20 protein-coding genes are annotated in these 22,634 nt (G+C 54.8%); 10 read left to right on the top strand and 10 right to left on the bottom strand.

Going from position 1 to position 22,634, the window contains the following annotated elements:
- Positions 1 to 125: 125 nt before the first annotated feature.
- The 3 genes from ACI43T_RS08430 to ACI43T_RS08420 form a co-directional block, all read right to left on the bottom strand.
- Positions 126 to 1,400 carry an AmpG family muropeptide MFS transporter gene (locus tag ACI43T_RS08430; RefSeq protein WP_293276074.1) on the bottom strand — a complete coding sequence of 425 codons (1,275 nt, stop codon included), beginning with the start codon at positions 1,398 to 1,400 and terminating at the stop codon, positions 126 to 128.
- Between the two features lie 137 nt (positions 1,401 to 1,537).
- The gene (dapB, locus tag ACI43T_RS08425) at positions 1,538 to 2,344 is read right to left on the bottom strand and encodes a 4-hydroxy-tetrahydrodipicolinate reductase (RefSeq protein WP_405386483.1); all 807 of its coding nucleotides are present in this window, start codon (positions 2,342 to 2,344) and stop codon (positions 1,538 to 1,540) included.
- Positions 2,345 to 2,364: 20 nt separating this feature from the next.
- The gene (locus ACI43T_RS08420) at positions 2,365 to 2,766 is read right to left on the bottom strand and encodes an outer membrane protein assembly factor BamE (protein WP_293276072.1); all 402 of its coding nucleotides are present in this window, start codon (positions 2,764 to 2,766) and stop codon (positions 2,365 to 2,367) included.
- 217 nt (positions 2,767 to 2,983) lie between these two features.
- Between ACI43T_RS08420 and fur the strand changes: the two genes are divergently transcribed.
- On the top strand, positions 2,984 to 3,421 hold the full coding sequence (gene fur / locus ACI43T_RS08415) for a ferric iron uptake transcriptional regulator (protein WP_039851119.1): 438 nt from the start codon (positions 2,984 to 2,986) through the stop codon (positions 3,419 to 3,421).
- Between the two features lie 132 nt (positions 3,422 to 3,553).
- Positions 3,554 to 4,294: a leucyl/phenylalanyl-tRNA--protein transferase gene (aat, locus tag ACI43T_RS08410; protein ID WP_293276071.1), complete on the top strand. Its 741-nt coding sequence runs from the start codon at positions 3,554 to 3,556 to the stop codon at positions 4,292 to 4,294.
- 206 nt (positions 4,295 to 4,500) lie between these two features.
- Here the strand turns inward: aat and ACI43T_RS08405 are convergent, their stop codons facing one another.
- The 3 genes from ACI43T_RS08405 to parC all read right to left on the bottom strand — a co-directional run bounded on the left by ACI43T_RS08405 (position 4,501) and on the right by parC (position 10,159).
- Complete coding sequence (locus tag ACI43T_RS08405) at positions 4,501 to 6,126, bottom strand: sigma-54-dependent transcriptional regulator (protein WP_009174991.1); 1,626 nt, start codon at positions 6,124 to 6,126, stop codon at positions 4,501 to 4,503.
- Entirely contained in the window at positions 6,119 to 7,696 is a 1,578-nt protein-coding gene (locus ACI43T_RS08400; protein WP_009174990.1) for an ATP-binding protein, read from the bottom strand. The genes ACI43T_RS08405 and ACI43T_RS08400 overlap by 8 nt, the downstream gene beginning before the upstream one ends.
- A 153-nt stretch (positions 7,697 to 7,849) precedes the next feature.
- Complete coding sequence (gene parC / locus ACI43T_RS08395; protein ID WP_377079499.1) at positions 7,850 to 10,159, bottom strand: DNA topoisomerase IV subunit A; 2,310 nt, start codon at positions 10,157 to 10,159, stop codon at positions 7,850 to 7,852.
- A 268-nt stretch (positions 10,160 to 10,427) separates the two neighbouring features.
- Between parC and ACI43T_RS08390 the strand changes: the two genes are divergently transcribed.
- Positions 10,428 to 10,760, top strand: a complete 333-nt coding sequence (locus tag ACI43T_RS08390) for a hypothetical protein (protein ID WP_377079498.1) — start codon at positions 10,428 to 10,430, stop codon at positions 10,758 to 10,760.
- Positions 10,761 to 10,824: 64 nt separating this feature from the next.
- Here ACI43T_RS08390 and ACI43T_RS08385 read toward each other — a convergent pair whose 3' ends face one another.
- On the bottom strand, positions 10,825 to 12,786 hold the full coding sequence (locus tag ACI43T_RS08385; RefSeq protein ID WP_405386479.1) for a transglutaminase family protein: 1,962 nt from the start codon (positions 12,784 to 12,786) through the stop codon (positions 10,825 to 10,827).
- Positions 12,787 to 12,922: 136 nt separating this feature from the next.
- A complete protein-coding gene (locus ACI43T_RS08380; RefSeq protein ID WP_009174987.1) occupies positions 12,923 to 13,231 on the bottom strand; it encodes a YfcZ/YiiS family protein in 309 nt (102 codons plus the stop codon).
- A gap of 169 nt (positions 13,232 to 13,400) precedes the next feature.
- On the opposite strand from ACI43T_RS08380, the gene ACI43T_RS08375 reads away from it, so the two are divergent.
- Positions 13,401 to 14,084 carry a 2,3-diphosphoglycerate-dependent phosphoglycerate mutase gene (locus ACI43T_RS08375; RefSeq protein ID WP_009174986.1) on the top strand — a complete coding sequence of 228 codons (684 nt, stop codon included), beginning with the start codon at positions 13,401 to 13,403 and terminating at the stop codon, positions 14,082 to 14,084.
- Positions 14,085 to 14,741: 657 nt separating this feature from the next.
- Here the strand turns inward: ACI43T_RS08375 and mgtE are convergent.
- Positions 14,742 to 16,196, bottom strand: coding sequence for a magnesium transporter (gene mgtE, locus ACI43T_RS08370; RefSeq protein ID WP_405386476.1), 1,455 nt, complete (start codon positions 16,194 to 16,196; stop codon positions 14,742 to 14,744).
- Between the two features lie 247 nt (positions 16,197 to 16,443).
- Positions 16,444 to 17,376 carry a LysR family transcriptional regulator gene (locus ACI43T_RS08365; RefSeq protein WP_405386474.1) on the bottom strand — a complete coding sequence of 311 codons (933 nt, stop codon included), beginning with the start codon at positions 17,374 to 17,376 and terminating at the stop codon, positions 16,444 to 16,446.
- A gap of 181 nt (positions 17,377 to 17,557) precedes the next feature.
- Here ACI43T_RS08365 and ACI43T_RS08360 point away from each other — a divergent pair, with 181 nt between their 5' ends.
- The 6 genes from ACI43T_RS08360 to ACI43T_RS08335 all read left to right on the top strand — a co-directional run bounded on the left by ACI43T_RS08360 (position 17,558) and on the right by ACI43T_RS08335 (position 22,458).
- Positions 17,558 to 18,307 (top strand): Nif3-like dinuclear metal center hexameric protein, encoded by a 750-nt coding sequence (locus ACI43T_RS08360; RefSeq protein ID WP_405386472.1) that lies wholly within the window; start codon positions 17,558 to 17,560, stop codon positions 18,305 to 18,307.
- A 124-nt stretch (positions 18,308 to 18,431) separates the two neighbouring features.
- Entirely contained in the window at positions 18,432 to 19,013 is a 582-nt protein-coding gene (gene petA, locus ACI43T_RS08355; protein ID WP_009174982.1) for a ubiquinol-cytochrome c reductase iron-sulfur subunit, read from the top strand.
- Between the two features lie 18 nt (positions 19,014 to 19,031).
- On the top strand, positions 19,032 to 20,381 hold the full coding sequence (locus ACI43T_RS08350) for a cytochrome b (protein WP_377079496.1): 1,350 nt from the start codon (positions 19,032 to 19,034) through the stop codon (positions 20,379 to 20,381).
- Positions 20,382 to 20,395: 14 nt separating this feature from the next.
- Complete coding sequence (locus ACI43T_RS08345; protein ID WP_293276063.1) at positions 20,396 to 21,184, top strand: cytochrome c1; 789 nt, start codon at positions 20,396 to 20,398, stop codon at positions 21,182 to 21,184.
- Positions 21,185 to 21,422: 238 nt separating this feature from the next.
- Positions 21,423 to 22,028 (top strand): glutathione S-transferase N-terminal domain-containing protein, encoded by a 606-nt coding sequence (locus tag ACI43T_RS08340; protein ID WP_009174979.1) that lies wholly within the window; start codon positions 21,423 to 21,425, stop codon positions 22,026 to 22,028.
- Positions 22,029 to 22,047: 19 nt separating this feature from the next.
- Positions 22,048 to 22,458 carry a ClpXP protease specificity-enhancing factor gene (locus ACI43T_RS08335; protein WP_405386469.1) on the top strand — a complete coding sequence of 137 codons (411 nt, stop codon included), beginning with the start codon at positions 22,048 to 22,050 and terminating at the stop codon, positions 22,456 to 22,458.
- Positions 22,459 to 22,634 lie beyond the last annotated feature (176 nt).

The raw sequence follows: 22,634 nt of genomic DNA, 5'->3' as shown, positions 1-22,634 counted from the left end.
ATATCCGACGGTAAAAGGCCGTCTGAAATCCGGCCGGAGGGCCTTGGTTCGGAAACAATCCTGCGGTTTATTGCCGTCTGTTTTTCGGGTTAGACAGGCAATAAACCGCAGGATTGCGCTTGGGTTCAGTTTGTCGGTTTATCCCCGCCCCAAGGTGCGACTTTCAGCAGCAGGAACATGCCCGGCAGGGCCAGTATGAAGCAGAGCCAGAAGAAATGGACGTAGCCCAGCCATTCGATCAGGTAGCCGGTGGTGGCGTTGATAAAGGTGCGCGGTACGGCGGAGAGGCTGGTAAACAGGGCGAGCTGGGTGGCGGTAAAGGCGGGATTGGTTTCGCGCGCCATGTAGGATACAAAGGCGGCGGTACCCAATCCGACGCCGACGGCTTCCGCGCCGATAACGCCCGCGAGCATCATTTGTTCGGTCAGGGTGATGGTGTCAAATCTGCCGAAGCCGGCCAGCCAGACAAATCCCAGGATGGTCACGACCTGTACGACGCCGAAGAGCCACAGTGCTTTGTTGATGCCGAGTTTCAGCATCCAGATGCCGCCGAGTATGCCGGCGATGACGGCGGGCCAGAGGCCGGCGTTTTTGGCAATCAGGCCGATGTCGGTTTTGCTGAAACCCATGTCGAGATAAAACGGGGTGGCCAGCGAGGTGGCCATGCTGTCGCCGAGTTTGTACAGGAAGATGAACAACAGCACCAAGGCGGCTTGTTTCGTGCCTTTACGCGAGAAAAATTCTTGAAACGGTTCAACCACGGTCTGAACCAGTGTGCGCGGTGCGGCGGGCGGCAGGTCGGGTTCTTTGGCGAGAAACAGCGTCATCAGCAGGCCGGGCAGCATGAAGAGGGCGGTAATGATGAAGACGTTGCCCCACGGCATCCTGTCGGCCAAAATCAGGCTCAACGAGCCGGGGACGAGGGCGGCGATGCGGTAGGCGTTGACGTGGATGGAGTTGCCTAGGCCCAGTTCTTCGTCCGGCAGGATTTCGCGGCGGAAAGCGTCCAGCACGATATCCTGACTGGCGGAAAAAAAGGCGACGACGGCGGAGAGGCCGATGATGACGGGCAGGTGTTGGTGCGGGTTGAGGAAGGCGTAGGCGGCAAGGGCCAGCAGCAGGCCGATTTGCGTAACCAGCATCCAGCCGCGGCGGCGGCCGAGAAAGGGCAGGCGCACGGCGTCCATTACGGGTGACCAGATGAATTTCCAAGTAAACGGCAGGCCGATTAAAGCCATCAGACCGATGGTTTTCAGGTCGATGTGTTCGCTGCGCAGCCAGGCCGGAATCAGGTTGATCAGGAAATACAGCGGCAGGCCCGAAGTGAAGCCGGTGAAGATGCAGATCAGCATGTTCCGCGAGAAGATTTGCCGGAGTGTGCTGGATTGAGGTGTGGTCATGATGGGGCGTGTGGCGTGTGGTAAAGCGGTATTGTAGCAAATACGGCCGGACGAATCGGGAAAACTTGGAGGCCGTCTGAAAACCCAGTTTCAGACGGCCTCATTCAAAGGATTTTGAAAATGGCGGCACGGAACGTTCAGTTGCGCAAACCCAGTACGTCCTGCATATCGTACAAACCCGTTTTGCCGTTTGCCCAGACTGCGGCGCGGACGGCGCCGGCGGCGAAGGTCATGCGGCTGCTGGCTTTGTGGGTGATTTCGACGCGTTCGCCGTCGGTGGCGAAGAGGGCGGTGTGGTCGCCGACGATGTCGCCTGCGCGGACGGTAGCGAAGCCGATGGTGGACGGATCGCGCGGGCCGGTATGGCCTTCGCGGCCGTAAACGGCGCATTGTTTGAGGTCGCGGCCGAGCGCGTCGGCGATGACTTCGCCCATGCGCAGGGCGGTGCCGCTGGGGGCGTCGACTTTGTGGCGGTGGTGGCCTTCGATGATTTCGATGTCGTAGCCTTCGTTGAGGACGCGGGCGACGGTGTCGAGGATGTGGAAGGTGAGGTTGACGCCGACGCTGAAGTTGGCGGCGAAGACGACGCCTATTTTTTCGCTGGCGGCTCGGATGGCGGCTTTGCCCGCGTCGTCGAAACCGGTAGTGCCGATGATGATGTTGACGCCTTTTCCCACGCATTTTTGCAGGTGTTTCAGGGTCGGTTCGGGACGGGTGAAGTCGATGAGTACGTCGCTTTGGGCGAGAACGGCATCAACGTCATCTGAAATGGCGATGCCGGTTTTGATGCCGGAGGCGAAGCCTGCGTCCAAGCCTAATACTTCGGAACCGGAGTGTTCGAGTGCGCCGGAGAGGACGGTGTCGGGATGGTTGTTGACGGCTTCAACCAGTACGCGCCCCATGCGGCCGTTGACGCCGGCGATGGCGATTTTCAATGCGCTCATGCGGTTTCCTTATGCCCTGTTTATTTCAGCGGAGCGGTCGCTTGCCCGCCCGATGCGGATTTTTGTTCGGCCTGCACGGCTTCGATGGCTTTTTGAACGGCGTTGCCCTCGGCGCGCGCGAGCAGTCCGTTTTCAAAATAGAGGGTCAGATCGACCTGTTCTTTGATGACGCCGTTGCGGCTGGTGTTGAAAGTGTAATCCCAACGGTCGGCGTGGAACGGATCGCGCAGCAACGGTGTGCCCAGCAGCAGGATAACTTGGTCGCGGGTCATGCCCGGTTGCAGGGATACAACGGCGCGGGGGTCCAATTCATTGCCCTGCACGACTTTGAGTTTGTATGAAGGGAAAAGGGATACGCGCTCGGCAGAACAAGCCGCCAAACCCAACAGGGCGGCAAGGGCGAGATACAGGGTTTTGTTCACGGGTTTACCTTTCTTTTCAAATGATTGGGAGCGGCTGCTTACGTTCGCACAAACGGTGCGGGAAAGCAAACGATAATCATCTTTGTGGTAAAGATTTTATGTGATTATCACGAATCGAAGCGGATAATTTATTAAAAACCTTTATTGTGCCATAGTGGGCAAGTCTGCTAAAAGTGCGTATTATAACGGTTATTACATCACAGGGGTATTGAATACTATGGAAAATAATTTCAGCAATATTGCGCAACTGAAGGACAGCGGACTGAAAGTTACCGGCCCGCGCCTGAAGATTTTGGATTTGTTCGAGGCCCATGCCGAAGAGCATTTGAGCGCGGAAGATGTTTACCGCATCCTGCTCGAACAGGGCGTCGAAATCGGCGTCGCCACGATTTACCGTGTGCTGACCCAGTTTGAACAGGCGGGTATTTTGCAGCGGCATCATTTTGAAACGGGCAAGGCCGTGTACGAATTGGACAAGGGCGACCATCATGATCATATCGTCTGCGTCAAATGCGGCAGTGTGCACGAATTTCATAATCCGGAAATTGAAGCGCTGCAAGACAGAATTGCGGAAGAAAACGGCTACCGTATCGTCGACCATGCTCTGTATATGTACGGCGTATGCGCCGATTGCCAAGCCAAAGCGAAACGCTAGGCGGATTACCGATTTGAGATTTTCAGACGGCCTCGGAGTCCATTCAGGCCGTCTGAAATCATTTTAGGCCGGCCGGTCGCCAAGGTCTGATTGTGTTTTGACCGTTTTTATGTCTGGTTTGAGTGTGTTTATATGAGAGTTCCGTTTCTTCCGCCGCAGGAATACGTTTTTCCTAACCCTGACTATGCCATTGCCGAATGCGAAGGATTGGTCGGTATCAGCGCCGATTTGGATGCGGGCCGCCTGATTGCGGCCTACCGCAGGGGGATTTTCCCGTGGTTTCGGCAAAACGGGTTGTTTTACTGGTTTGCCACTGCCCCGCGTACTGTGTTGCTGCCCGAAAATATCCATATCGGCAAATCCTTGGCCAAAACCCTGCGCGGTAAGGCATACCGCGTAACCGTGAATCAGGCGTTTGCCGATGTGATTGCGGGCTGTGCCGCTGCGCCGCGTCCGAACCAGGACGGAACATGGATTGCGCCTGAATTTCAGACGGCCTATTTTGACCTGCACCGGCTTGGCTTTGCACATTCGTTTGAATGCTGGTATCCCGATACTGACGATGGAGGCCGTCTGAAACTGGCCGGCGGTTTGTACGGCGTGCAAATCGGCCGTGTGTTTTACGGTGAGTCGATGTTTGCCCGTGCGCCGGACGCTTCTAAAATCGCTTTCGCCTGCGCCGTGCCGTTTCTTGAGCGATGCGGGGTGGAATTGATTGACTGTCAGCAGGATACCGAACATTTGAAGCGGTTTGGTTCGCAACAGATGGATTTCCACGAGTTCCATACGGCATTGGTGCGTTTGAACGATATGCCGTTGAAGGAAGCGGTCGGGCGGCGGATATTGGCGGATAACGTAAAAAGGCAGGATTAGGGGGAGGGGAGAACCTGTTTAAGGTTTTTGCAGATTCGGATAAAGGTGGAGGCCGTCTGAAAGTGCGTTTTCAGACGGCCTCCACCTTTATTTTGCTGTTTTAACTATGGCAGTGCGGCAGGTTTCGGGAAGCCTGCGTTTTATCAGCGGACAGGCAGGGGGGATCGCTTTCGTATCCCGCTATATCAAAGAGGCTGCGTTCTGCTTTAATTGATGTCCAGCCGCTCCATTCGGTAACGCATCGAGCGGAAGCTGATGCCCAGTAACTTGGCAGCTTGCGTGCGGTTGTAACGGGTTTGTTGCAGAGCCTGTTCGATGATGTCGCGTTCGATTTGGTCGAGGTAGTCCTGAATCTGCATGGTGCGGGGATCGAAAGGGGGAAGTGCGCCGTGAGCGGATGAGTTTTCCGGCTGCATTTGCTGCCCTTCCGATTCGGAGATGTCATCCAAAGTGACATCTCCGTTTTGGTGATTCTCCTTGGGAAGGGGGGCTTTTTGGATTTGCAGATCGTCCAGTTGGATAACCTGTCCGACCGTCAGTGCCACCGCACGTTCCAAGATGTTTTCCAACTCGCGGAAGTTGCCGGGATAGCTGTAATGCAGTAAGGCTTCCTGTGCTTTGGGGCTGAGTTTGTAGGTTTGCGTGCCGTGGCGGTGTTTATAGAGCAGATACAGAATCAGAGCGCCCATGTCCTCGCGCATTTCGCGCAGGGGCGGCATGTGCAGGGTAACGACGTTGAGGCGGTAGTATAAGTCTTGGCGGAATGCGCCGCTTTCGACGAGTGCTTCGAGATTTTTATGGGTGGCGCAGATGATGCGGACGTCGACAAAAGTTTCCCGCGCGTCGCCGATGCGCCGCACGGCTTTTTCCTGAATGGCGCGCAGGAGTTTGACCTGCATCGCCAGCGGCAAATCGGCTACTTCGTCAAGAAACAGCGTACCGCCGTCGGCGTGTTGGAAGAAACCGAGACGGTCTTGGTCGGCACCGGTGAAGCTGCCTTTTTTGTAACCGAAAAACTCGCTTTCCATCAGATTTTCGGGGATGGCACCGCAGTTGACGGCGATGAAGGGTTTGTCGGCCCGGTCGGAAAGTTCGTGGATGGTGCGCGCAGCCTGTTCTTTACCGGTACCGGATTCGCCGGAAATATAGACGGGCACGCCGCTGCGCGCCAAACGCCGGATAAGGTGGCGGACTTCGACCATCTGCGGCGACATTCCGAGCAGGCGGGGCATATCCGCCTCGCCGCCAAGTTCGGGAGGCTCTTCGTTCGGACGTATGGCGATTTCACCGCTGGAGAAGCGTTCTTTTATCGAGCGCAGGCTTTCGGGGATGGAAACCGAACCGCTCAAATCGCGTTTGGCAGGTTTGGGCGGCTGGGCTTTGGGTTTGTTGAACGCCGCGGCGACAGGGGCGGGCTGAGGTTTTTCAGACGGCGCCTGCGCTGCATCCTCTGCATGGTCGGAAACGGATACCGCCGATTTGACCAAGGATCGCAGTTGCGAGAGGGTAATCGGTTTTTGCAGATAGTCGAATGCGCCGGCCTTTAAGGCTTCGACGGCTTGGTCGGCATTGCCGAAGGCGGTGATGACGGCGACAGGGGTGTCAAGCATCAGTTCGTTGATGTATTGCACGACTTCGAGGCCGGAACCGTCGGGCATACGCATGTCTGTCAACACCAGCGAGTAATCGTCGTTGTCGAGTTTGTCTTTGGCATCTTCCACGCCGACGGCGGTTTGCACGCGCAAACCCATTTTCATCAGCGTCATTTCCATCAGGTCGCGGATGTCTGCCTCGTCATCGACGACCAATACGGGGTCTTGCAGCTTACTCATTTAATTCCCTCGGTAAAATCAGCTCGAATCCGTTCATTTCGGGATGGTAATGCAGTTGGCCCATATTGGCGTGCGCCAGTTCGCGGGCGACATAAAGGCCTAATCCCGTACCTTGTTTTTCGGTCGTGTAGAACGGTTCGAACAGGTGATCGCGCACCTCGGCGGAAATGCCTTTGCCGTTGTCGGCGACGACAATGGAGATATGCATGCGGCCGCTCGGACGGATTAATACTGTGATGGCGTTTTCGTTTTGGCGGCTGTGGCGCCATGCGTTGTTGCAGAGGTTCCACATGATCTGCTGGACGTGCATGGTATCGGCGAGCACGGTCAGGTTGCTGCCTTCCATGTTCATGCGCAGGCAGCCGACGGCATCGGGATTGTTGAGCGTGAATTCCTGCTTGAACGCCAGCCAGAACTTCATCAGATTGAGCGGTTCGCGGTTGATGTTGTCGCGTTTGTTGAGCAGGGATACGTCTTCCAGCATTTTATCGATGCGTTGGATATTGCTGTCGATGATGCCGTAGAGCTTGGTTTTGACGGGGTCTTCTTCTTCGCCGTCTTGCAGCAGATCGCTGGCATGGCGGATGGCCGACATCGGATTGCGGATTTCGTGGGCGAGGTTGGCGGTAAGCTGTCCGAGCGAGGTGAGCTTGGTGGACATGGCTTCCGCCGCCACTTCGCGCAGCGAGCGGACATACAGCATCAAAAGTTCGGTCTGTTCCTGAATCAGGGGGACGGCGCGAACATGCATGGCGTGCTGGAAGATGTGGATGTCGGTTTCAAAAGCTTTGTCGGGCTGGTACTGCCAGCGGGTAACTAATTCGCTGAATACGACTTCCTGCTGGTCAACCGCCAAGCTGGGGAAGTAAGTTTTCGCCTGTTTGTTGAAGAGCCATACCCGCTGCGTGGCATCGATGACGATGACGGCTTCTTGCACGCGGTTGAGCACCAGGCGGTTCAGGCCGCTGATACGGCGGTAGGCAAGCTGGTGTTTACTGGCGGATTCGGTAGCCTGCTCCAGATATTTGGCGGCAAAGGCGGTCAGGATGGCGACGAGATAGCTGGCGGCAATCAGCAGCAGGGCGGTCAGTACGGAATGGCTGTCCCAGCTTAGCGGATTGAAACGGATGCCGTTGCCGAGGAAAAGGTTGAACAGGTACAACATGGAGGCGTAGCCTGCATACAGCATCGGGTAGTGCCCGTAGCTGAGCAGGCATGACGTGGCCACGAAAGGCAGTACCAAAATGCCGAAACCCGAATCCAGCCCGCCGGCGATATACACCAGAATCATCATCATGGAAATATCGACGACTGCGCTGGCGTTGGGCAGGTCCAGCGACTGCACCTGCCAGTCGGGACGGAAGATGGAGAGCAGGATTAAGACGGAATATACGGTGGCCCAACTGTAAAACTCTATTGTCGGGAAAGAGCTTGCCGCTATTTCGCCACCGGCGTAGGTGCTGAATACTTTGAATACGACCAAAGACAATACGATGGCTATCCGGGCGATATTGATCAGGCCTGGGATGCGCTCGCTCAGACTGTCTAATTCTTGGATGCCTTTATTCATTTGCATCCTCTGTATTGTTTTGTTCTTATCATTTATGGAAAAATACCCGTTTGTCGCCTTGCGGCTCAGTTTTCTGCGCTCCCCAGCGGACGCAGTTTCTAAGAAAATTATACCGATAGTATAACTCATTTTATAGATATATTAATAGCGTGATTATACAGAATCTACGCCTAATAATCTTTTCAGACGGCCTGAAATCTCCAAAACTTTCCCTTTTTTACCACGTTTGCCGACGATGTCGCGGATGCGCAGGCGTTCTTGGTGGACTGCGCCGCGCCTGCCGACGGTTTCGACGGTAAATTCGGCGGAGAAAATCACGGCGGTGTGTTCCAGCGATGCGCCGTCGGTCAGCGACATCAACTGCAAACCGCGCCCTTTGGGCATGACTTTGAGCTCGCCGATGGAAAACGCCAAGAGGCGGTGGTCGCTGCTGGCCAGTATGATTTTACAGTCGGGATTGATGAGCGAAGATGCATAGACGGCAATCGGCGGCAGGACGGTTTCGCCGCTGTTCACAGTCATCACCACTTTGCCCGCTTTCACGCGTCCGACCATATCGCCCAGTTTGGCGATGAAGCCGTAGCCGCCGCTGCCTGAGAGTAGGTAGTGCTGTTCGGGCTGGCCGGTGAGCATGGCGACGGGTTTCGCGCCGTTTTGCAGCTCAATTAAGGATGAAACCGGCACGCCGTCGCCTCGTCCGCCGGGGATTTCGGCGGCATCAAGCGTGTAGGTTCTGCCCAATGAATCCAGGATGACAACGGGTAAAACGGTACGGCCTTCGAGGGTTTGTTTGAGGCGGTCGCCTTCTTTGAACGCGGTTTGGCTCAAATCGAGATTGTGTCCGGCGCGGCTGCGTATCCAGCCTTTTTCCGACAAAATCAGCGTGATGGGTTCGTCGGCGGTGGTTTGCGTCAGCACGGCGCGTCCGGCCTCCTCCACCAGCGTGCGGCGCGCGTCGCCGAACTGCTTCATGTCCGCCTGCATCTCTTTGATAATCAGCTTGCGTTTTTCGTTTTCGTCGCCCAAAAGGATATTCAGACGGCCTTGTTCCTCACGCAATTCATTCAATTCTTTTTCGAGTTTGAAACCTTCCAAACGCGCCAACTGGCGCAGGCGGATTTCCAAAATGTCTTCGGCTTGGATTTCGGTCAGCCCGAACGCCGCCATCAAATCGGCTTTCGGGTCGTCTGATTCGCGGATGACTTTAATCACTTCGTCAATGTGCAGAAAGACTTTCAGACGGCCTTCAAGGATGTGCAACCGTTTTTCCACTTGGTTCAAACGGAATTTCAGACGACGTGTTACGGTAACGACACGGAAATCCAACCACTCCTGCAAAATCGTTTTCAGGTTTTTCTGCGCGGGGCGGTTGTCCAGCCCCATCATCACCAAATTCATGGACACATTGCCTTCCAGTGAAGTCTGCGCCATCAACGTGTTGATGAAGGTATCCGTATCGATGCGGCTGGATTTCGGCTCGAACACTAGGCGCACGGGATGCTCGCCATCGGACTCGTCGCGCACGCGGTCGATTAAATCCAGCATCAGCTTTTTGGTATTGAGCTGGTCTTGGTTGAGCTGCTTTTTACCCGCTTTCGGTTTCGGGTTGGTTTGTTCTTCGATTTCGGCAAGGATTTTGGCGGAATTGGCGTTCGGCGGTAGCTCGGTCACAATCACCCGCCATTGCCCGCGCGCCAGCTTCTCGATTTCGTAACGCGCACGCACACGCACGCTACCCTTGCCGGTTTCGTAAATCCGGCGCAATTCATCCGCCGGCGTGATGATTTGACCGCCGCCGGCAAAATCGGGGGCGGGGATGTATTGCATCAGGTCGGCGGTTTCCAGCGTCGGCTTTTTCAACAGCGCAATCGCCGCCAGCGTGACTTCGTTCAAATTGTGCGACGGAATTTCGGTCGCCATGCCCACCGCGATGCCTGACGCACCGTTGAGCAAGACCATAGGTAGGCGGGCGGGCAGGTGCAGCGGTTCGTCAAACGCGCCGTCGTAGTTCGGCACGAAATCCACCGTCCCCTGATTGATTTCTGACAACAGCAATTCCGCAATCGGCGTCAGCCGCGCTTCGGTGTAACGCATCGCCGCCGCCCCGTCGCCGTCGCGCGAACCGAAGTTGCCGATGCCGTCGATTAAGGGATAGCGCAAGGTAAAATCCTGCGCCATGCGAACCATCGCCTCATAGGCAGAACTGTCACCGTGCGGGTGGTATTTACCCAAAATCTCGCCGACCACGCGCGCCGACTTCACCGGCTTTGCCCCCGCCGTCAAACCCATATCGCGCATGGCAAACAAAATGCGCCGCTGCACGGGCTTTTGGCCATCTGAAACTTCAGGCAGCGCGCGGCCTTTGACCACGCTCATGGCGTATTCGAGATAGGCGCGTTCGGCGTACTGACCTAATAGCAGGTAGTCTTCGCCGACGGGGGAAAGGGTGGCTTGCTCGTTCATCGAAATTTGAAAAGGCAGATAAAATAATGAGCTATATTGTAAAGCAAAACAGGCGCTTCTGCTTGGATTTGACAGGCCGTCTGAAAACTGTTTTCAGACGGCCTGTCCTTAATGGGTGCGTCGGCGGGGTGAACCGAATTGTCCATTTGAATGTGCGGAAAACATAAATTAAAGTAAACGAAATAACGGCATCGTTGTCTCAGCGGACAGGGCCTTCTTCATCGGGGGGCTTGAATCGCTATTTATTAAATTAACGGAAGGAGTTTTTATGATGCAGGAACTTAAAATGCGGCGGTCGGCGCAAATTTCAGACGGCGGTTTCACGCAGAAACGCCGTTTTTTCCGCGTTTGCTTGGGCGCGGTTTTCAGACCTTGTTCCGCCGTGTTTGCATCCGCAAAAGAAATGGTAACGGCAAAAAGGTTTTTGGCCCTTTTCTGTGCGGGTTTGTTGAGTGCGTGCAGTTCTCTTGATACGGACGGTTTGACCAATAAACCCTATTCCTCCGGCAAACGGCTTGATCCGAACTGCGACCATTATGCGACCAGCGGCGATAGCGGCAGTTGTGCGCCGACAAGGCAATGGTATCCGAAGGGCAAATAGGGGCGGAAATTGCCATATCGGCTGCCTGCCGTTTCGCCATAACGCCTGCGTACTGCCTGACGTTTTACTTTTTCCGATACCGCCTTGCCGTTTTCACCGCCGCGCGGTACCAGCGGCGTTCCGCCCGCGGGTCGGACGGGAGTCCGGCGTAGCGCAGGTTGTCGTAATCGGCCAGCAGCGTTTCCAGCGCGCCGTCCTGAATGCCGTTTTCGTGCAGCAGGCTTTTCAGTTCGGCGGCGGTAACGGAAGGGGCGGATTCGCCGCCATCGCCGAGCAGGGCGAGTTTCAGCAGCATGAAGCCTTCTTCCAGATGGTCGCGGCTGCGGTTTTTGGCCTGCCAGCGGTAGAGCGGCAGCAGGGCGGCGGCGAGTGCGGCGGGCAGGAACAGCAACAGCGTTTTCAGGTTGAATCCGCCCAAGCCGAGCAGGGAGAAGAAGCTGTTTTGGCGGCTTTGGTCGTAGTTGACCACCCATTGCTGCCAGTAAAACTGGCCGGCGTCGCGCCAGCGGCTGAAGGCGGACTCATCGGCAATCAGCACGCGGTCGTTTTGCGGCAGGGCGGAACCGATACCCTGTTCGGTACGGACGGCGGCAACGGCGGCGGTCGGGTCGACGCGCAGCCAAACCTGTTCGCTCGGAAGCCATACCTCCGTCCATGCGTGGGCGTCTTTGGCACGGATTTGCCAAAAGCCGCCCTGCGGGTTGTATTCCGCGCCCTGATAGCCGGTTACAATCCGCGCGGGCAGGCCGGCGGCGCGCATGATGACGGCGAAACTCTGTGCGTAGTGTTCGCAGAAACCCTGTCTGGTGGCGAACATAAACTCGTCGATGCTGTTGCGTCCGGCAGTCGTCGGCGGGCGCAGGGTGTAGCTGAAATGCCGGCGGGAGAAGTGGTTGAGGACGTTGCGGATGAACGCGCGTTCGGTCGGAGACTGCTTGGCCAATGTTTCGGCGAGGCGGCGCGTCTGCGGGTTGCCTTCGGGCAAGCGCGTGTAACGGCGGTATTCGGCTTCGTTGAGCGCGTGCGGCAGGGTGTCGCCCAGTGCGGCCTGCAAATCCAGCCGGCGCAAGCCTTCGCGGCTGCGTTCGGCGCGGACGGTGCCGCCCAGCCGCCGCACCAGCCCCTGCGGCAATACGCCTGCGGGGTAGTCGAGTGCGGGCAGGGCGCCGTTTTGGTCGCGGATAATCATCTGGTAGCGCACGCCTCGGCCTTCCGAAACCCGAAGCTGCGGCGCGCCGTCGGCGGCAAAGTCGGGCATGGCCTGCCAGCGCGTGCCGTCGAAATCGCTCATGATGATGGCGCGCCAGTATAAATCGCGCGGTTGGGGTTTGAGGCCGTCTGAAAAGGTGATGTTGGCCACCCATTCGTCGCTTTGCACCAGATTGCTGATGCTGCCCGGCTGCATGGTGCCCGACAGGCCTGTTTTCGCCTGCTGCCCGCCCTGCGGGATGCGCCACAATGGTTCTTTCATGCGCGGCACGCTGACGAACAACACCGCCGCCAGCGGCAGCACCGCCAGCAGCGACGAGGCGGCGCAACGCAGTGCTTCGCGCAAGCCGAGGCCGCCCGCCGATACGGCCAGGCATACCGCCGCCGCCGTCAGCGCCGCCAGCAGCCAGAGGCCGGTAAGCAGGCTCTGGTTGAACAGCACCGCCGAACCGATAAGGAACAACATCGCCAGCAGAAGCACGTTCCAGTCGCGTTGCGAGCTGCTTTCAAAGGCTTTGAGCGTTACCAACAGCAGCAGGAACGCCACGCCGCCCTCGCGCCCGAACACCGTGCCGAGCTGCGTCCAAACCAAAACGCCCGACAACACGCCCAGCAGGGCCAATACGGGTGCGGGCAGTTTGCCGATTCCCGCATACAGCAGCGCGCCGCGCACGGCCAGCAGGGCGGCAAACAACAAGACGACGGCGGTAGGCAGGGAGAAAACCAGCGGCAGGGCGGCCCAGAGCAGGGCGGCCAGCACCGTCAGCGCGGTACGCGGCGGCGGAGGGGCCGACAAAAAAGCGAAGCGGGAAGACATGGGGGCAATGTGTGGAAACGGTTATTTTGATTGGGCGGTATTTTAACCCGTATTGATTTTAAATAGGATGATTATTTGAGGCGGGGTCTTAAAGAATGAGGCCGTCTGAAATTTCAGACGGCCTCATTATCGCACGTCAGCGTGTTTTGAACTGGAAGATGACTTTCTCGGCCTGACAGCAGAACTCGAATTCGGCATCCAGCCGGAAGCCGCCGCTTTCAGGAACGATACGGCTGCCGATGCGGCAGGGTTCGCTTTCGACTTCGCGCGCCTGCGCGGTGTAGTGCGCCAACGCGTCGGCGGCGGCTTGTTCGGTTTCAAAAAGGCGGCTGACGGCGGCGGTGCGGTCGGTGCCGTCGAATATCGTGCCGGTTTCGACGGCGCAGTCGGGGCAGAGGCCGACGCCTTTTTCTTCGGTTTCGAAGGGTTTGTTTGATTTGTCCATGAGCTGTACTCCGTAAAAAAGCCGCCCACAGTATATGCCCGAATCAGGCCGTCTGAAACCGTATGGCGGTCGTACTTGACAAAAACCAAACTACAAACAGCTACTTCCAGCCGAATCGGTGGAAATATGTTATAAATAACACTTTTAAAACCACCTATGGAGCAACGACATGGAATTGGTATTTATCCGTCACGGACAAAGCGAATGGAACGCGAAAAACCTGTTTACGGGCTGGCGCGACGTGAAACTGAGCGAGCAGGGCCTTGCCGAAGCCGCCGCCGCCGGTAAAAAGCTGAAGGAAAACGGCTACGAGTTCGACATCGCCTTCACCTCCGTCCTGACCCGCGCGATTAAAACCTGCAACATCGTTTTGGAAGAATCCGACCAGTTGTTTGTGCCGCAGGTCAAAACATGGCGGCTGAACGAACGCCACTACGGCCAACTGCAAGGTTTGGACAAAAAACAAACCGCCGAAAAATACGGCGACGAGCAAGTCCACATCTGGCGCCGAAGCTACGACACCTTGCCGCCGCTGCTCGACCCGAAAGACCCGTTCTCTGCCCACAACGACCGCCGCTACGCCAATCTGCCCAGCGATGTCGTGCCTGACGGCGAAAACCTGAAAGTAACCTTGGAGCGCGTGCTGCCGTTTTGGGAAGACCAAATCGCCCCCGCATTGCTCAGCGGCAAACGTGTCCTGGTCGCCGCCCACGGCAACTCCCTGCGCGCCTTGGCCAAACACATCGAAGGCATCTCCGACGCCGACATCATGGGCTTGGAAATCCCGACCGGCCAGCCGCTGGTGTACAAATTGGACAATGATTTGAAAGTGGTTGAGAAATTCTACCTGTAACGGAATTCGGGTTAAAAAGGCCGTCTGAAAAACTTTCAGACGGCCTTTTTGTGTTCACCCATGAATCAGCGGTATTCTTCCATGATTTCGTAGCCTTTTGATTTCATACAATATAATACCAATTTTTGGGTCTGTGTTTTTTCCAAATGGTTTGCCCCGACATCACTGCGGCAATATCCAAGCTGGTCTTTTGCTTCCTGTTTGGAAATTCCCTCTTTCCCCTAATAACGGTGGGGTTGAGGCTGATTAAGGTGCGGCACATGCAGCAAGTGCCGCAGCAGACACCGCTATTAGAATGATATGCCCGGTTTTTATTTTCCACCCTGCCCTTTTGGCGGATTGTTGCCCCGTCCACCACCCGAAGGATTGCCGGTTTTGCTTGGCCAGTTTGGGTTGGTACCCGAACCGCTATTCCCTTTTCCTGTATTTGACATCGTTTACTCCTTTTCGGTAAAAATTAAAAAATCTAACAAAGTGAATCTTAATGATAATTAATATTGGGTATTAATTCAACTATAGCTTATTGTTTGAATATTCGGATTTTTCCATACTCATAATGTTTCAACATATGTTCCCATACAAAAAAAGCCGTCTGAAAACAAATTTTCGTTTTCAGACGGCCTTTTTATATCCTCAAAATCAATTTTTCAGACGACCTTACAACAAGAATATCGTCGCCAGCCCCAAGAAAATCAGAAAACCGCCGGAATCCGTTACCGCCGTAATCAGCACCGAGCTGCCCAAAGCAGGGTCGCGGCCGGATTTTTCCATGATGACGGGGATGAGTACGCCGACCGAAGCGGCAAGCAAGAGGTTCAGCGTCATTGCGGCGACCATCACCAAGCCGATGCCGATGCTGCCGTACAGCAGCCATGACACCACGCCCATGACCGTTCCCCAGATGATGCCGTTGACCAGAGCGACGCCGACTTCTTTTTTCAACAAGCGTCCCGCCTGCATCCCCGTCAACTGCCCCATCGCCATCGCGCGGACAATCATAGTGATGGTTTGGTTGCCGGAATTACCGCCGATGCCGGCAACGATGGGCATCAGCGCGGCGAGTGCGACGATTTTCTCGATGCTGCCTTCAAACGCGCCGATAACGCGGCTGGCTAGAAAGGCGGTGCAGAGGTTGACGGCAAGCCACATCCAGCGGTTTTTCACCGAATCCCAGACAGGTGCAAACAAATCCTCCTCTTCCTGCAAACCCGCCATGTTCAACATATCCGCTTCGGATTCTTCACGGATAACGTCCACCATCTCGTCAATGGTAATCCTGCCGATGAGCTTTTTGTTTTCATCGACCACGGGCGCGGTAACCAAGTCATAACGTTCGAACGCCTGCGCCGCTTCTTCCACGTCGTCTTCAGGACGGAAGCGCACGACTTCGGTCGCCATCACGTCCGCCACCAAGTCTTCGGGATCGGCGACCAAAAGTTTGCGGATGGGCAGCACGCCTTGCAGGATGTCGTTTTCATCGACCACGAAAATCTTGTCGGTATGGTCGGGCAGGCTCTCGAAACGGCGCAGGTAACGCAGCACCACTTCGCAGGCAACGTCGGCGCGGATGCTGACCAACTCGAAGTCCATAATCGCGCCGACTTGGTTGTCTTCATACGACATCGCCGCCTTGACTTGAGCGCGCTCTTCCTCGTCGCGCGTCTGCAAGGCTTCATAGACCACTTGGTGCGGCAAATCGCCCGCCAGCTCCGCCAGTTCGTCCGCGTCCAAGTCATCGACCGCCGCCAACAGCTCGTCTTTGTCCATCGACTCGATCAGTGTTTCGCGCACAGCATCGGACACTTCCAGCAACACTTCGCCGTCGTCTTCGGGCGTGACCAACAGCCAGACGATATTACGTTCGCGCGGCGGCAACGATTCCAACACGGCCGCCACGTCGGCGGGGTGCAGCTCGTTCAAAAGGACGGTCAGCTCGGTAAATTTGTCGCGCAACGCCTCGTCCTCAATCGGCACGCCTTCCTCAATTTGCGGGAAGGCGGGCGAGAGGATTTCGCACAGCGCGTGGATACGGTCGAAATCGGCGGAAACGCGCTCTACGTCGCTTTCGATACCGTCGTTTTCAAGGTTCGGAGGGGTTTGTTCGATGCTCATAAATGCTCCGCCCGCCAGACGCGGGAAGGCATTTCGGCGGGATGGTTATTGCGGGTTTGAATCGGATGGAGTGTTCAGTAAAAACGAACTGGGAAGGTCCATAATAAAAGCCTGCTGGTTCAGGCATGAGTTGGAAACGGGGCGTATTCTACCCTGTTTTTGGGCGGTTTACTATTTTTAACGGGAAGAGGCCGTCTGAAAACCTGAAACCAATGTTTTCAGACGGCCTCTTTATGGTGATGTCGAATTATTCGGCCATTTCCAGTTCGCTCAAGCCCGGCAAGTCGGCAAAGCCCCGTTCGCGCACGATTTGGCAGAAATTGTCGAGGTAGCTTTTATCGGCGTCTTCCGCGCGGATGGCGGCGTAGAGTTCGCTTTGCAGGCCGTTGGAAGTGATTTGGCGGCGGACGACGTAGCCTTTTTCGAGATAGGGCATCACCGTCCAATAGGGTAGGGCGGCGATGCCCCTGCGGCTGGCGACGAGCTGGATGATGGCGATGGTCAGTTCGCTGTGGCGGCGCGGCGGGTTGATGCCTTTGGGCAGCAGCACCTTGCGCAGCAAATCCAGCATTTCGTCGGGAACGGGATAGGTAATCAGGGTTTCGCCGATAAAGTCTTCGGCTTCCCAGACGGGTTTGTCGGCAAGCGGGTGGTCCTTGGCGCAGATGCCGACCATTTCGTAGGCAAACAGCGGGCGGAAGCGGATGCCGTTTTGTTTCTCGGCTTCGGAAACGATGGCGAGGTCGGCGCGGTGCTGCATCAGCAATCCGACCGGATCGGCTTGGAAGCCGGAGACGATGTCCAATTCGACCTGCGGCCACATGGGGCGGAACTCGCCCATCGCAGGCATCAGCCAGTCGAAACAGGTATGGCATTCGACCGCCAGCCGCAACTCGCCCGCCTCGCCTTCGATGATGCGCGCCAAGTCGCGTTCGGCGGCGGCAACCTGCGGCAGCAGGTCGCGGGCAAGCTGGAGCAGGCGTTCGCCGGCCGGAGTAAAACGCAAAGGGGAGGATTTGCGTTCGAACAAGGGGGTGTCGTAGTAGTTTTCGAGGGCGCGGATTTGGTGCGAGAGGGCGGATTGGGTCAGGAAAACGCGTTTGGCGGCAAGGGAGACGCTGCCGGTTTCTTCCAGCACCAGCAGGGTTTTGAGGTGGCGCAATTCGATGATGGAGTCCATGTTTCAGACGGCCTTACGGATGGAAGGAGGCATATTAAAATAATTCGCGCTGGCATGTAAACATAAGGGAAGGGCGGTCAAACAGTGAAACGGCTTGTAATCCGATGTCCGGCGGATGCGGCGGAATACGGGTTTTCGGATAAAATACATGCCCTGTTTTCGAAAAAGAAAGGAACGCCAAATGGCTGGATGTCGGGAAATTTTGGACTGGTGCGCCCAAACGCTGCAAACGGACGTGTTTAAAGATTACGCCCCCAACGGTTTGCAGGTCGAAGGAAAAGCGGAAATCGGAAAAATCGTTACGTCGGTTACGGCGAGCAAAGCGGCGGTCGATTTCGCCGCGGCGCAGCAGGCCGATATGCTGCTGGTGCACCACGGGATGTTTTGGAAAAGCGAGCCGGTTACGGTTACGGGGTGGAAAAAAACGCGTATCGAAACATTGCTGCGCCACCAAATCAACCTTACCGGATACCATCTGCCGCTGGATGCGCATCCCGAATTGGGCAACAACGCGCAGCTTGCCAAACTTCTGGACTGGGAGTTGGAAAAACAGTTCGGCGAGCAGAACCTGTTGAACGCAGGCCGTCTGAAAAAAACGCAGAGTCTGGCGCAGTTGGCGCAGAGTATCGAACTGAAGCTGGAACGCAAACCGGTAGTCGTCGGCGATGCCGGCAGGGAAATCCGCCGCATCGCATGGTGCACCGGCGGGGCGCAGGGATTTTTTCAGACGGCCATCGACGAAGGCGTCGACGCATATGTAACCGGCGAAATTTCTGAGGCGCAATACCATTTGGCCAATGAAACCGGCGTCGCCTTCATCAGTGCTGGACACCATGCTACGGAGCGTTACGGAATCAGGGCATTAGGCGAAGCATTGGCGCAACGGTTCGATGTAGTATGGTGTTGTTTCGACGAGCCGAATCCCGCCTGAAAAGTTGAAATATATCAGAAAAACTTTACCTTACTTTAAATAATGCTTTGAGTATCACGGCAAACTAGGTAGAATTACATTGTTTAATGGCTCGGTATTTCCAAAATTTTAGGACGACTGAATAATGGATAATCATGAAATCAACAACGGCCGCCGCCGTTTCCTGATACTCGCGACAAGCGGGGCGGGAGGTGTGGCTGCCTTAGGTGTGGCTACGCCCTTCGTGGCAAGCTTTTTCCCTTCGGAAAAGGCTAAAGCCGCAGGTGCCGCCGTCGAAATCGACGTCAGCAAAATCGAATCAGGGCAGATGATGACTGCCGAGTGGCAGGGCAAACCGATTTGGGTGGTCAACCGCACCGCCCAGCAGCTCAAAGACCTCAAGGCGCTCGACGGCGCAGTAAGCGACCCGAAATCAGAAGTCGAGCAGCAGCCTGAAAACTGCAAAAACGAAACCCGTTCGATTAAGCCGAATATCTTTGTGGCCATCGGTATCTGCACTCACTTGGGCTGTTCGCCGACCTACCGTCCCGACGTCGCCCCCGCAGATTTGGGGTCGGCCTGGAAAGGCGGCTTCTTCTGTCCGTGCCACGGCTCGAAATTCGACATGGCCGGACGTGTGTATAAAGGTGTTCCTGCACCGACCAACTTGGTCGTACCGCCGTATAAATATCTGAGCGATACCACCGTGTTGGTAGGCGAAGCATAAAAATAAGGAACGATAATTATGGCAAACCAAACCAATAGCAAAGCAAAAGCATTGTTAGACTGGGTGGACGCCCGCTTCCCCCTGTCTAAAATGTGGAATGAGCATCTGGCGCAATACTATGCGCCCAAGAACTTCAACTTCTGGTATTACTTCGGTTCGTTGGCCCTGCTTGTGCTGGTGATTCAAATCGTCAGCGGTATATTCCTGACCATGAACTACAAGCCGGACGGAAATCTGAATGCTTATCACCTGCCTGCCGCCTTCACCGCGGTAGAGTACATCATGCGCGACGTGTCGGGCGGCTGGATTATCCGCTATATGCACTCCACAGGCGCATCTTTCTTCTTCATCGTCGTCTATCTGCATATGTTCCGCGGCCTGATTTACGGTTCGTACAAAAAGCCGCGCGAATTGGTATGGATTTTCGGTTCGCTGGTATTTTTGGCATTGATGGCGGAAGCCTTCATGGGCTATCTGCTGCCGTGGGGGCAGATGTCGTTTTGGGGTGCGCAGGTAATCATCAACCTGTTCTCAGCCATTCCCGTAATCGGTCCCGATTTGTCCACTTGGATCCGCGGCGATTTCAATATTTCCGACGTAACGCTCAACCGTTTCTTCGCCCTGCACGTTATCGCCGTGCCGCTGGTGTTAATCGGTTTGGTTGTGGCGCACATCATCGCCTTGCACGAAGTGGGTTCCAATAACCCTGACGGTGTGGAAATCAAAAAACTAAAAGATGAAAACGGCGTGCCTTTGGACGGTATCCCGTTCCATCCTTACTATACCGTTAAAGACATCTTGGGCGTCGTAGTATTCCTGATTGTGTTCTGCGCGGTATTGTTCTTCGCTCCTGAAGGCGGCGGCTATTTCCTCGAAGCCCCCAACTTTGACGCGGCCAATCCGTTGAAAACGCCGGCACACATTGCTCCCGTATGGTATTTCACCCCGTTTTACGCCATTTTGCGTGCGATTCCTTCTTTCTTGGGTACGCAGGTTTGGGGCGTTATCGGCATGGGGGCTGCGGTGGTCTTGATTGCCCTACTGCCTTGGTTGGATCGCGGAGAAGTGAAATCAGTCCGTTATCGAGGCCCGATTTTCAAAACGGCTTTAGTGTTGTTTATCATTTCATTCATCGGTTTGGGTATTTTGGGTGCAATGGTGGCAACCGATGCCCGTACGTTGGTTGCGCGTATCCTTTCGTTTATCTATTTCGCCTTCTTCTTGGGTATGCCGTTTTATACCAAATTGGATAAAACCCAACCGGTTCCGGAACGCGTAACCATGAGTACGACCAAACAAAAAATCATGTTTTTTGTTTACACCAGCATTACTCTGGTAGGCGCATACCTGTTTGCAACATACATCTGATGAGGGCAGCGAAAATGAAACACACTCTGAAAAACTGGGTTGCTGCCTTATTGTTGGCAGCTCCGATGAGTATGGCTCTTGCTTCAGGAGGCCATGCCAATTATGAAAAAGTCGATATCGACCTGCGTGACCAAGTCAGCCTGCAACACGGTGCGCAAATCTTCGCCAACTACTGTCTTTCCTGCCACTCGGCCAGCGGTATGCGTTTCAACCGTCTGAGAGACATCGGCTTGACCGAGGATGAAATCAAGAAAAACCTGATGTTTACCACCGATAAAGTGGGTGATGTCATGCTGTCGGCGATGAATCCCAAAGACGCGGCTAAATGGTTTGGTGCGGAACCGCCCGATTTGACGTTGATTGCCCGTTCCCGCGGCGCGGATTATCTGTATGCTTATATGCGTGGTTTCTATAAGGATCCGACCCGTCCGAACGGTTGGAACAATACGGTGTTTGACAAGGTCGGTATGCCGCATCCGTTGTGGGAACAGCAGGGGATCCGGGCGGTTGAGTTGGATGCCAAAGGCCAGCCCGTTATGGTCAAGGACGAACACGGCAACCTGACTCCGAAACTATATTGGGAATCGACCGGTCTGCACAGCCGCCGTCTGCCTAACGGTAAAGTCATTGAAAAAGAGTATGACGACTATACGCGCGACTTAGTAAACTTCTTGGTTTATATGGGTGAACCGGCTCAACTTGAACGTAAGCGCATAGGGTATATGGTCATGATTTTCCTGTTGGCTGTTATGCTGCCGCTGGCATATTTCCTGAAAAAAGAATACTGGAAAGACGTACATTAATCTTTATTGAATGGGTAAAAAGGCAAGGTCGAAAAACTTTGCCTTTTTCTTTTTCAGACGGCATATGAAAATCGGCTGCTTGCGGTTGGATATAATTTAGTAATGCTGGAATATATTTTTATAAAATAATAGATTACGTTGGTTTTCTAGATTGGGAACATACAATCGGCTATAATTGCACAATTAAGTTTGTATATGGCCGTCTGAAAGACGGTATTTTGCAGGAGTTTAAAGAATTATGATGACATTGTATTCCGGGATTACTTGTCCGTTCAGCCAGCGCTGCCGTTTCGTGTTGTACGAAAAAGGAATGGACTTTGAAATCAAGGATGTGGATATTTTCAACAAACCTGAAGATTTAGCCGTGATGAATCCGTACAACCAAGTTCCGGTTTTGGTAGAGCGCGATTTGATTTTGTACGAATCCAATATCATCAACGAATATATTGACGAACGGTTCCCGCATCCGCAACTGATGCCGGGTGATCCGGTTATGCGTGGCCGAGGCCGCTTAGTACTGTACAGAATGGAAAAAGAATTGTTCAGCCTTGTGCAGGTTTTGGAAACTCCCGAATCGACAAATAAAGAACAAGCCAAAGCCCGTGAAGCCATCGGTAACGGTCTGACTTTGCTGGCACCTTCTTTTGCAAAAAACAAATACATCTTAGGCGATGATTTCTCTATGATTGATGTGGCTTTGTCCCCCCTGCTGTGGCGATTGGACTATTACGACATCAAATTGGGCAAGACTGCCGCTCCGTTGCTGAAATATGCCGAACGTATTTTTCAGCGTGAGGCTTTCATCGAAGCACTGACCCCTGCCGAAAAAGCAATGCGCCGCTGACCGCAGAAAGGACAAACCGATGACTACGGGTACGAAACCCTATTTGCTCCGAGCGTTATATGAATGGTGTGTGGATAATGGCCAGACGCCGCATATTGTCGCTTGGGTAAACGAGCATACGCGCGTGCCTATGCAATATGTGCGCGAAAATGAAATCGTGTTGAATATCGGCCCGACAGCCAGCCATAATCTCAATATTGATAATGAATGGGTGAATTTTTCGGCCCGCTTCAATGGTGTGGCACACGATATTTGGATTCCCGTTGGTCATGTTGTCAGCATTTTTGCACGCGAAAGTGGGGAAGGGATGGGTTTTGAAGTTGAGCCGTATCAGCCGGAAAATATTCCGACTCAGGAACAAATACCTCAGTCCGAATCCAAAGATACGGAAAGTGCGAAACCGAAAAAAGGATTGAAACTGGTTAAGTAAACAAAAAAGGCCGTCTGAAAAAATGTGAACTGCACCTCAAAAGTTGGACATTCTCTCCAACCCGCCAAGGTGCAGTTTTTTATGACCCAATATACATTAAATATCAAGCCGTATTCCATTATCTGCGCATACGCAGCCGACAGCGCACCCAGACCATTACGGCCTCTTCCGCATCC

Source organism: Neisseria oralis (assembly GCF_045062685.1).
GTDB lineage: Bacteria > Pseudomonadota > Gammaproteobacteria > Burkholderiales > Neisseriaceae > Neisseria > Neisseria oralis.
Note: the sequence above shows the minus strand (reverse complement) of the source record. Positions and strands in the feature narration are given on the sequence as shown.

What these genes read in the sequence shown, in the direction of transcription:
- ACI43T_RS08430 (WP_293276074.1), bottom strand. Translation starts at nt 1,400, where the DNA reads ATGACCACACCTCAATCCAGCACACTCCGGCAAATCTTCTCGCGGAAC.
- dapB (WP_405386483.1), bottom strand. Translation starts at nt 2,344, where the DNA reads ATGAGCGCATTGAAAATCGCCATCGCCGGCGTCAACGGCCGCATGGGG.
- fur (WP_039851119.1), top strand. Translation starts at nt 2,984, where the DNA reads ATGGAAAATAATTTCAGCAATATTGCGCAACTGAAGGACAGCGGACTG.
- aat (WP_293276071.1), top strand. Translation starts at nt 3,554, where the DNA reads ATGAGAGTTCCGTTTCTTCCGCCGCAGGAATACGTTTTTCCTAACCCT.
- ACI43T_RS08405 (WP_009174991.1), bottom strand. Translation starts at nt 6,126, where the DNA reads ATGAGTAAGCTGCAAGACCCCGTATTGGTCGTCGATGACGAGGCAGAC.
- ACI43T_RS08400 (WP_009174990.1), bottom strand. Translation starts at nt 7,696, where the DNA reads ATGAATAAAGGCATCCAAGAATTAGACAGTCTGAGCGAGCGCATCCCA.
- parC (WP_377079499.1), bottom strand. Translation starts at nt 10,159, where the DNA reads ATGAACGAGCAAGCCACCCTTTCCCCCGTCGGCGAAGACTACCTGCTA.
- ACI43T_RS08390 (WP_377079498.1), top strand. Translation starts at nt 10,428, where the DNA reads ATGATGCAGGAACTTAAAATGCGGCGGTCGGCGCAAATTTCAGACGGC.
- ACI43T_RS08385 (WP_405386479.1), bottom strand. Translation starts at nt 12,786, where the DNA reads ATGTCTTCCCGCTTCGCTTTTTTGTCGGCCCCTCCGCCGCCGCGTACC.
- ACI43T_RS08380 (WP_009174987.1), bottom strand. Translation starts at nt 13,231, where the DNA reads ATGGACAAATCAAACAAACCCTTCGAAACCGAAGAAAAAGGCGTCGGC.
- ACI43T_RS08375 (WP_009174986.1), top strand. Translation starts at nt 13,401, where the DNA reads ATGGAATTGGTATTTATCCGTCACGGACAAAGCGAATGGAACGCGAAA.
- mgtE (WP_405386476.1), bottom strand. Translation starts at nt 16,196, where the DNA reads ATGAGCATCGAACAAACCCCTCCGAACCTTGAAAACGACGGTATCGAA.
- ACI43T_RS08365 (WP_405386474.1), bottom strand. Translation starts at nt 17,376, where the DNA reads ATGGACTCCATCATCGAATTGCGCCACCTCAAAACCCTGCTGGTGCTG.
- ACI43T_RS08360 (WP_405386472.1), top strand. Translation starts at nt 17,558, where the DNA reads ATGGCTGGATGTCGGGAAATTTTGGACTGGTGCGCCCAAACGCTGCAA.
- petA (WP_009174982.1), top strand. Translation starts at nt 18,432, where the DNA reads ATGGATAATCATGAAATCAACAACGGCCGCCGCCGTTTCCTGATACTC.
- ACI43T_RS08350 (WP_377079496.1), top strand. Translation starts at nt 19,032, where the DNA reads ATGGCAAACCAAACCAATAGCAAAGCAAAAGCATTGTTAGACTGGGTG.
- ACI43T_RS08345 (WP_293276063.1), top strand. Translation starts at nt 20,396, where the DNA reads ATGAAACACACTCTGAAAAACTGGGTTGCTGCCTTATTGTTGGCAGCT.
- ACI43T_RS08340 (WP_009174979.1), top strand. Translation starts at nt 21,423, where the DNA reads ATGATGACATTGTATTCCGGGATTACTTGTCCGTTCAGCCAGCGCTGC.
- ACI43T_RS08335 (WP_405386469.1), top strand. Translation starts at nt 22,048, where the DNA reads ATGACTACGGGTACGAAACCCTATTTGCTCCGAGCGTTATATGAATGG.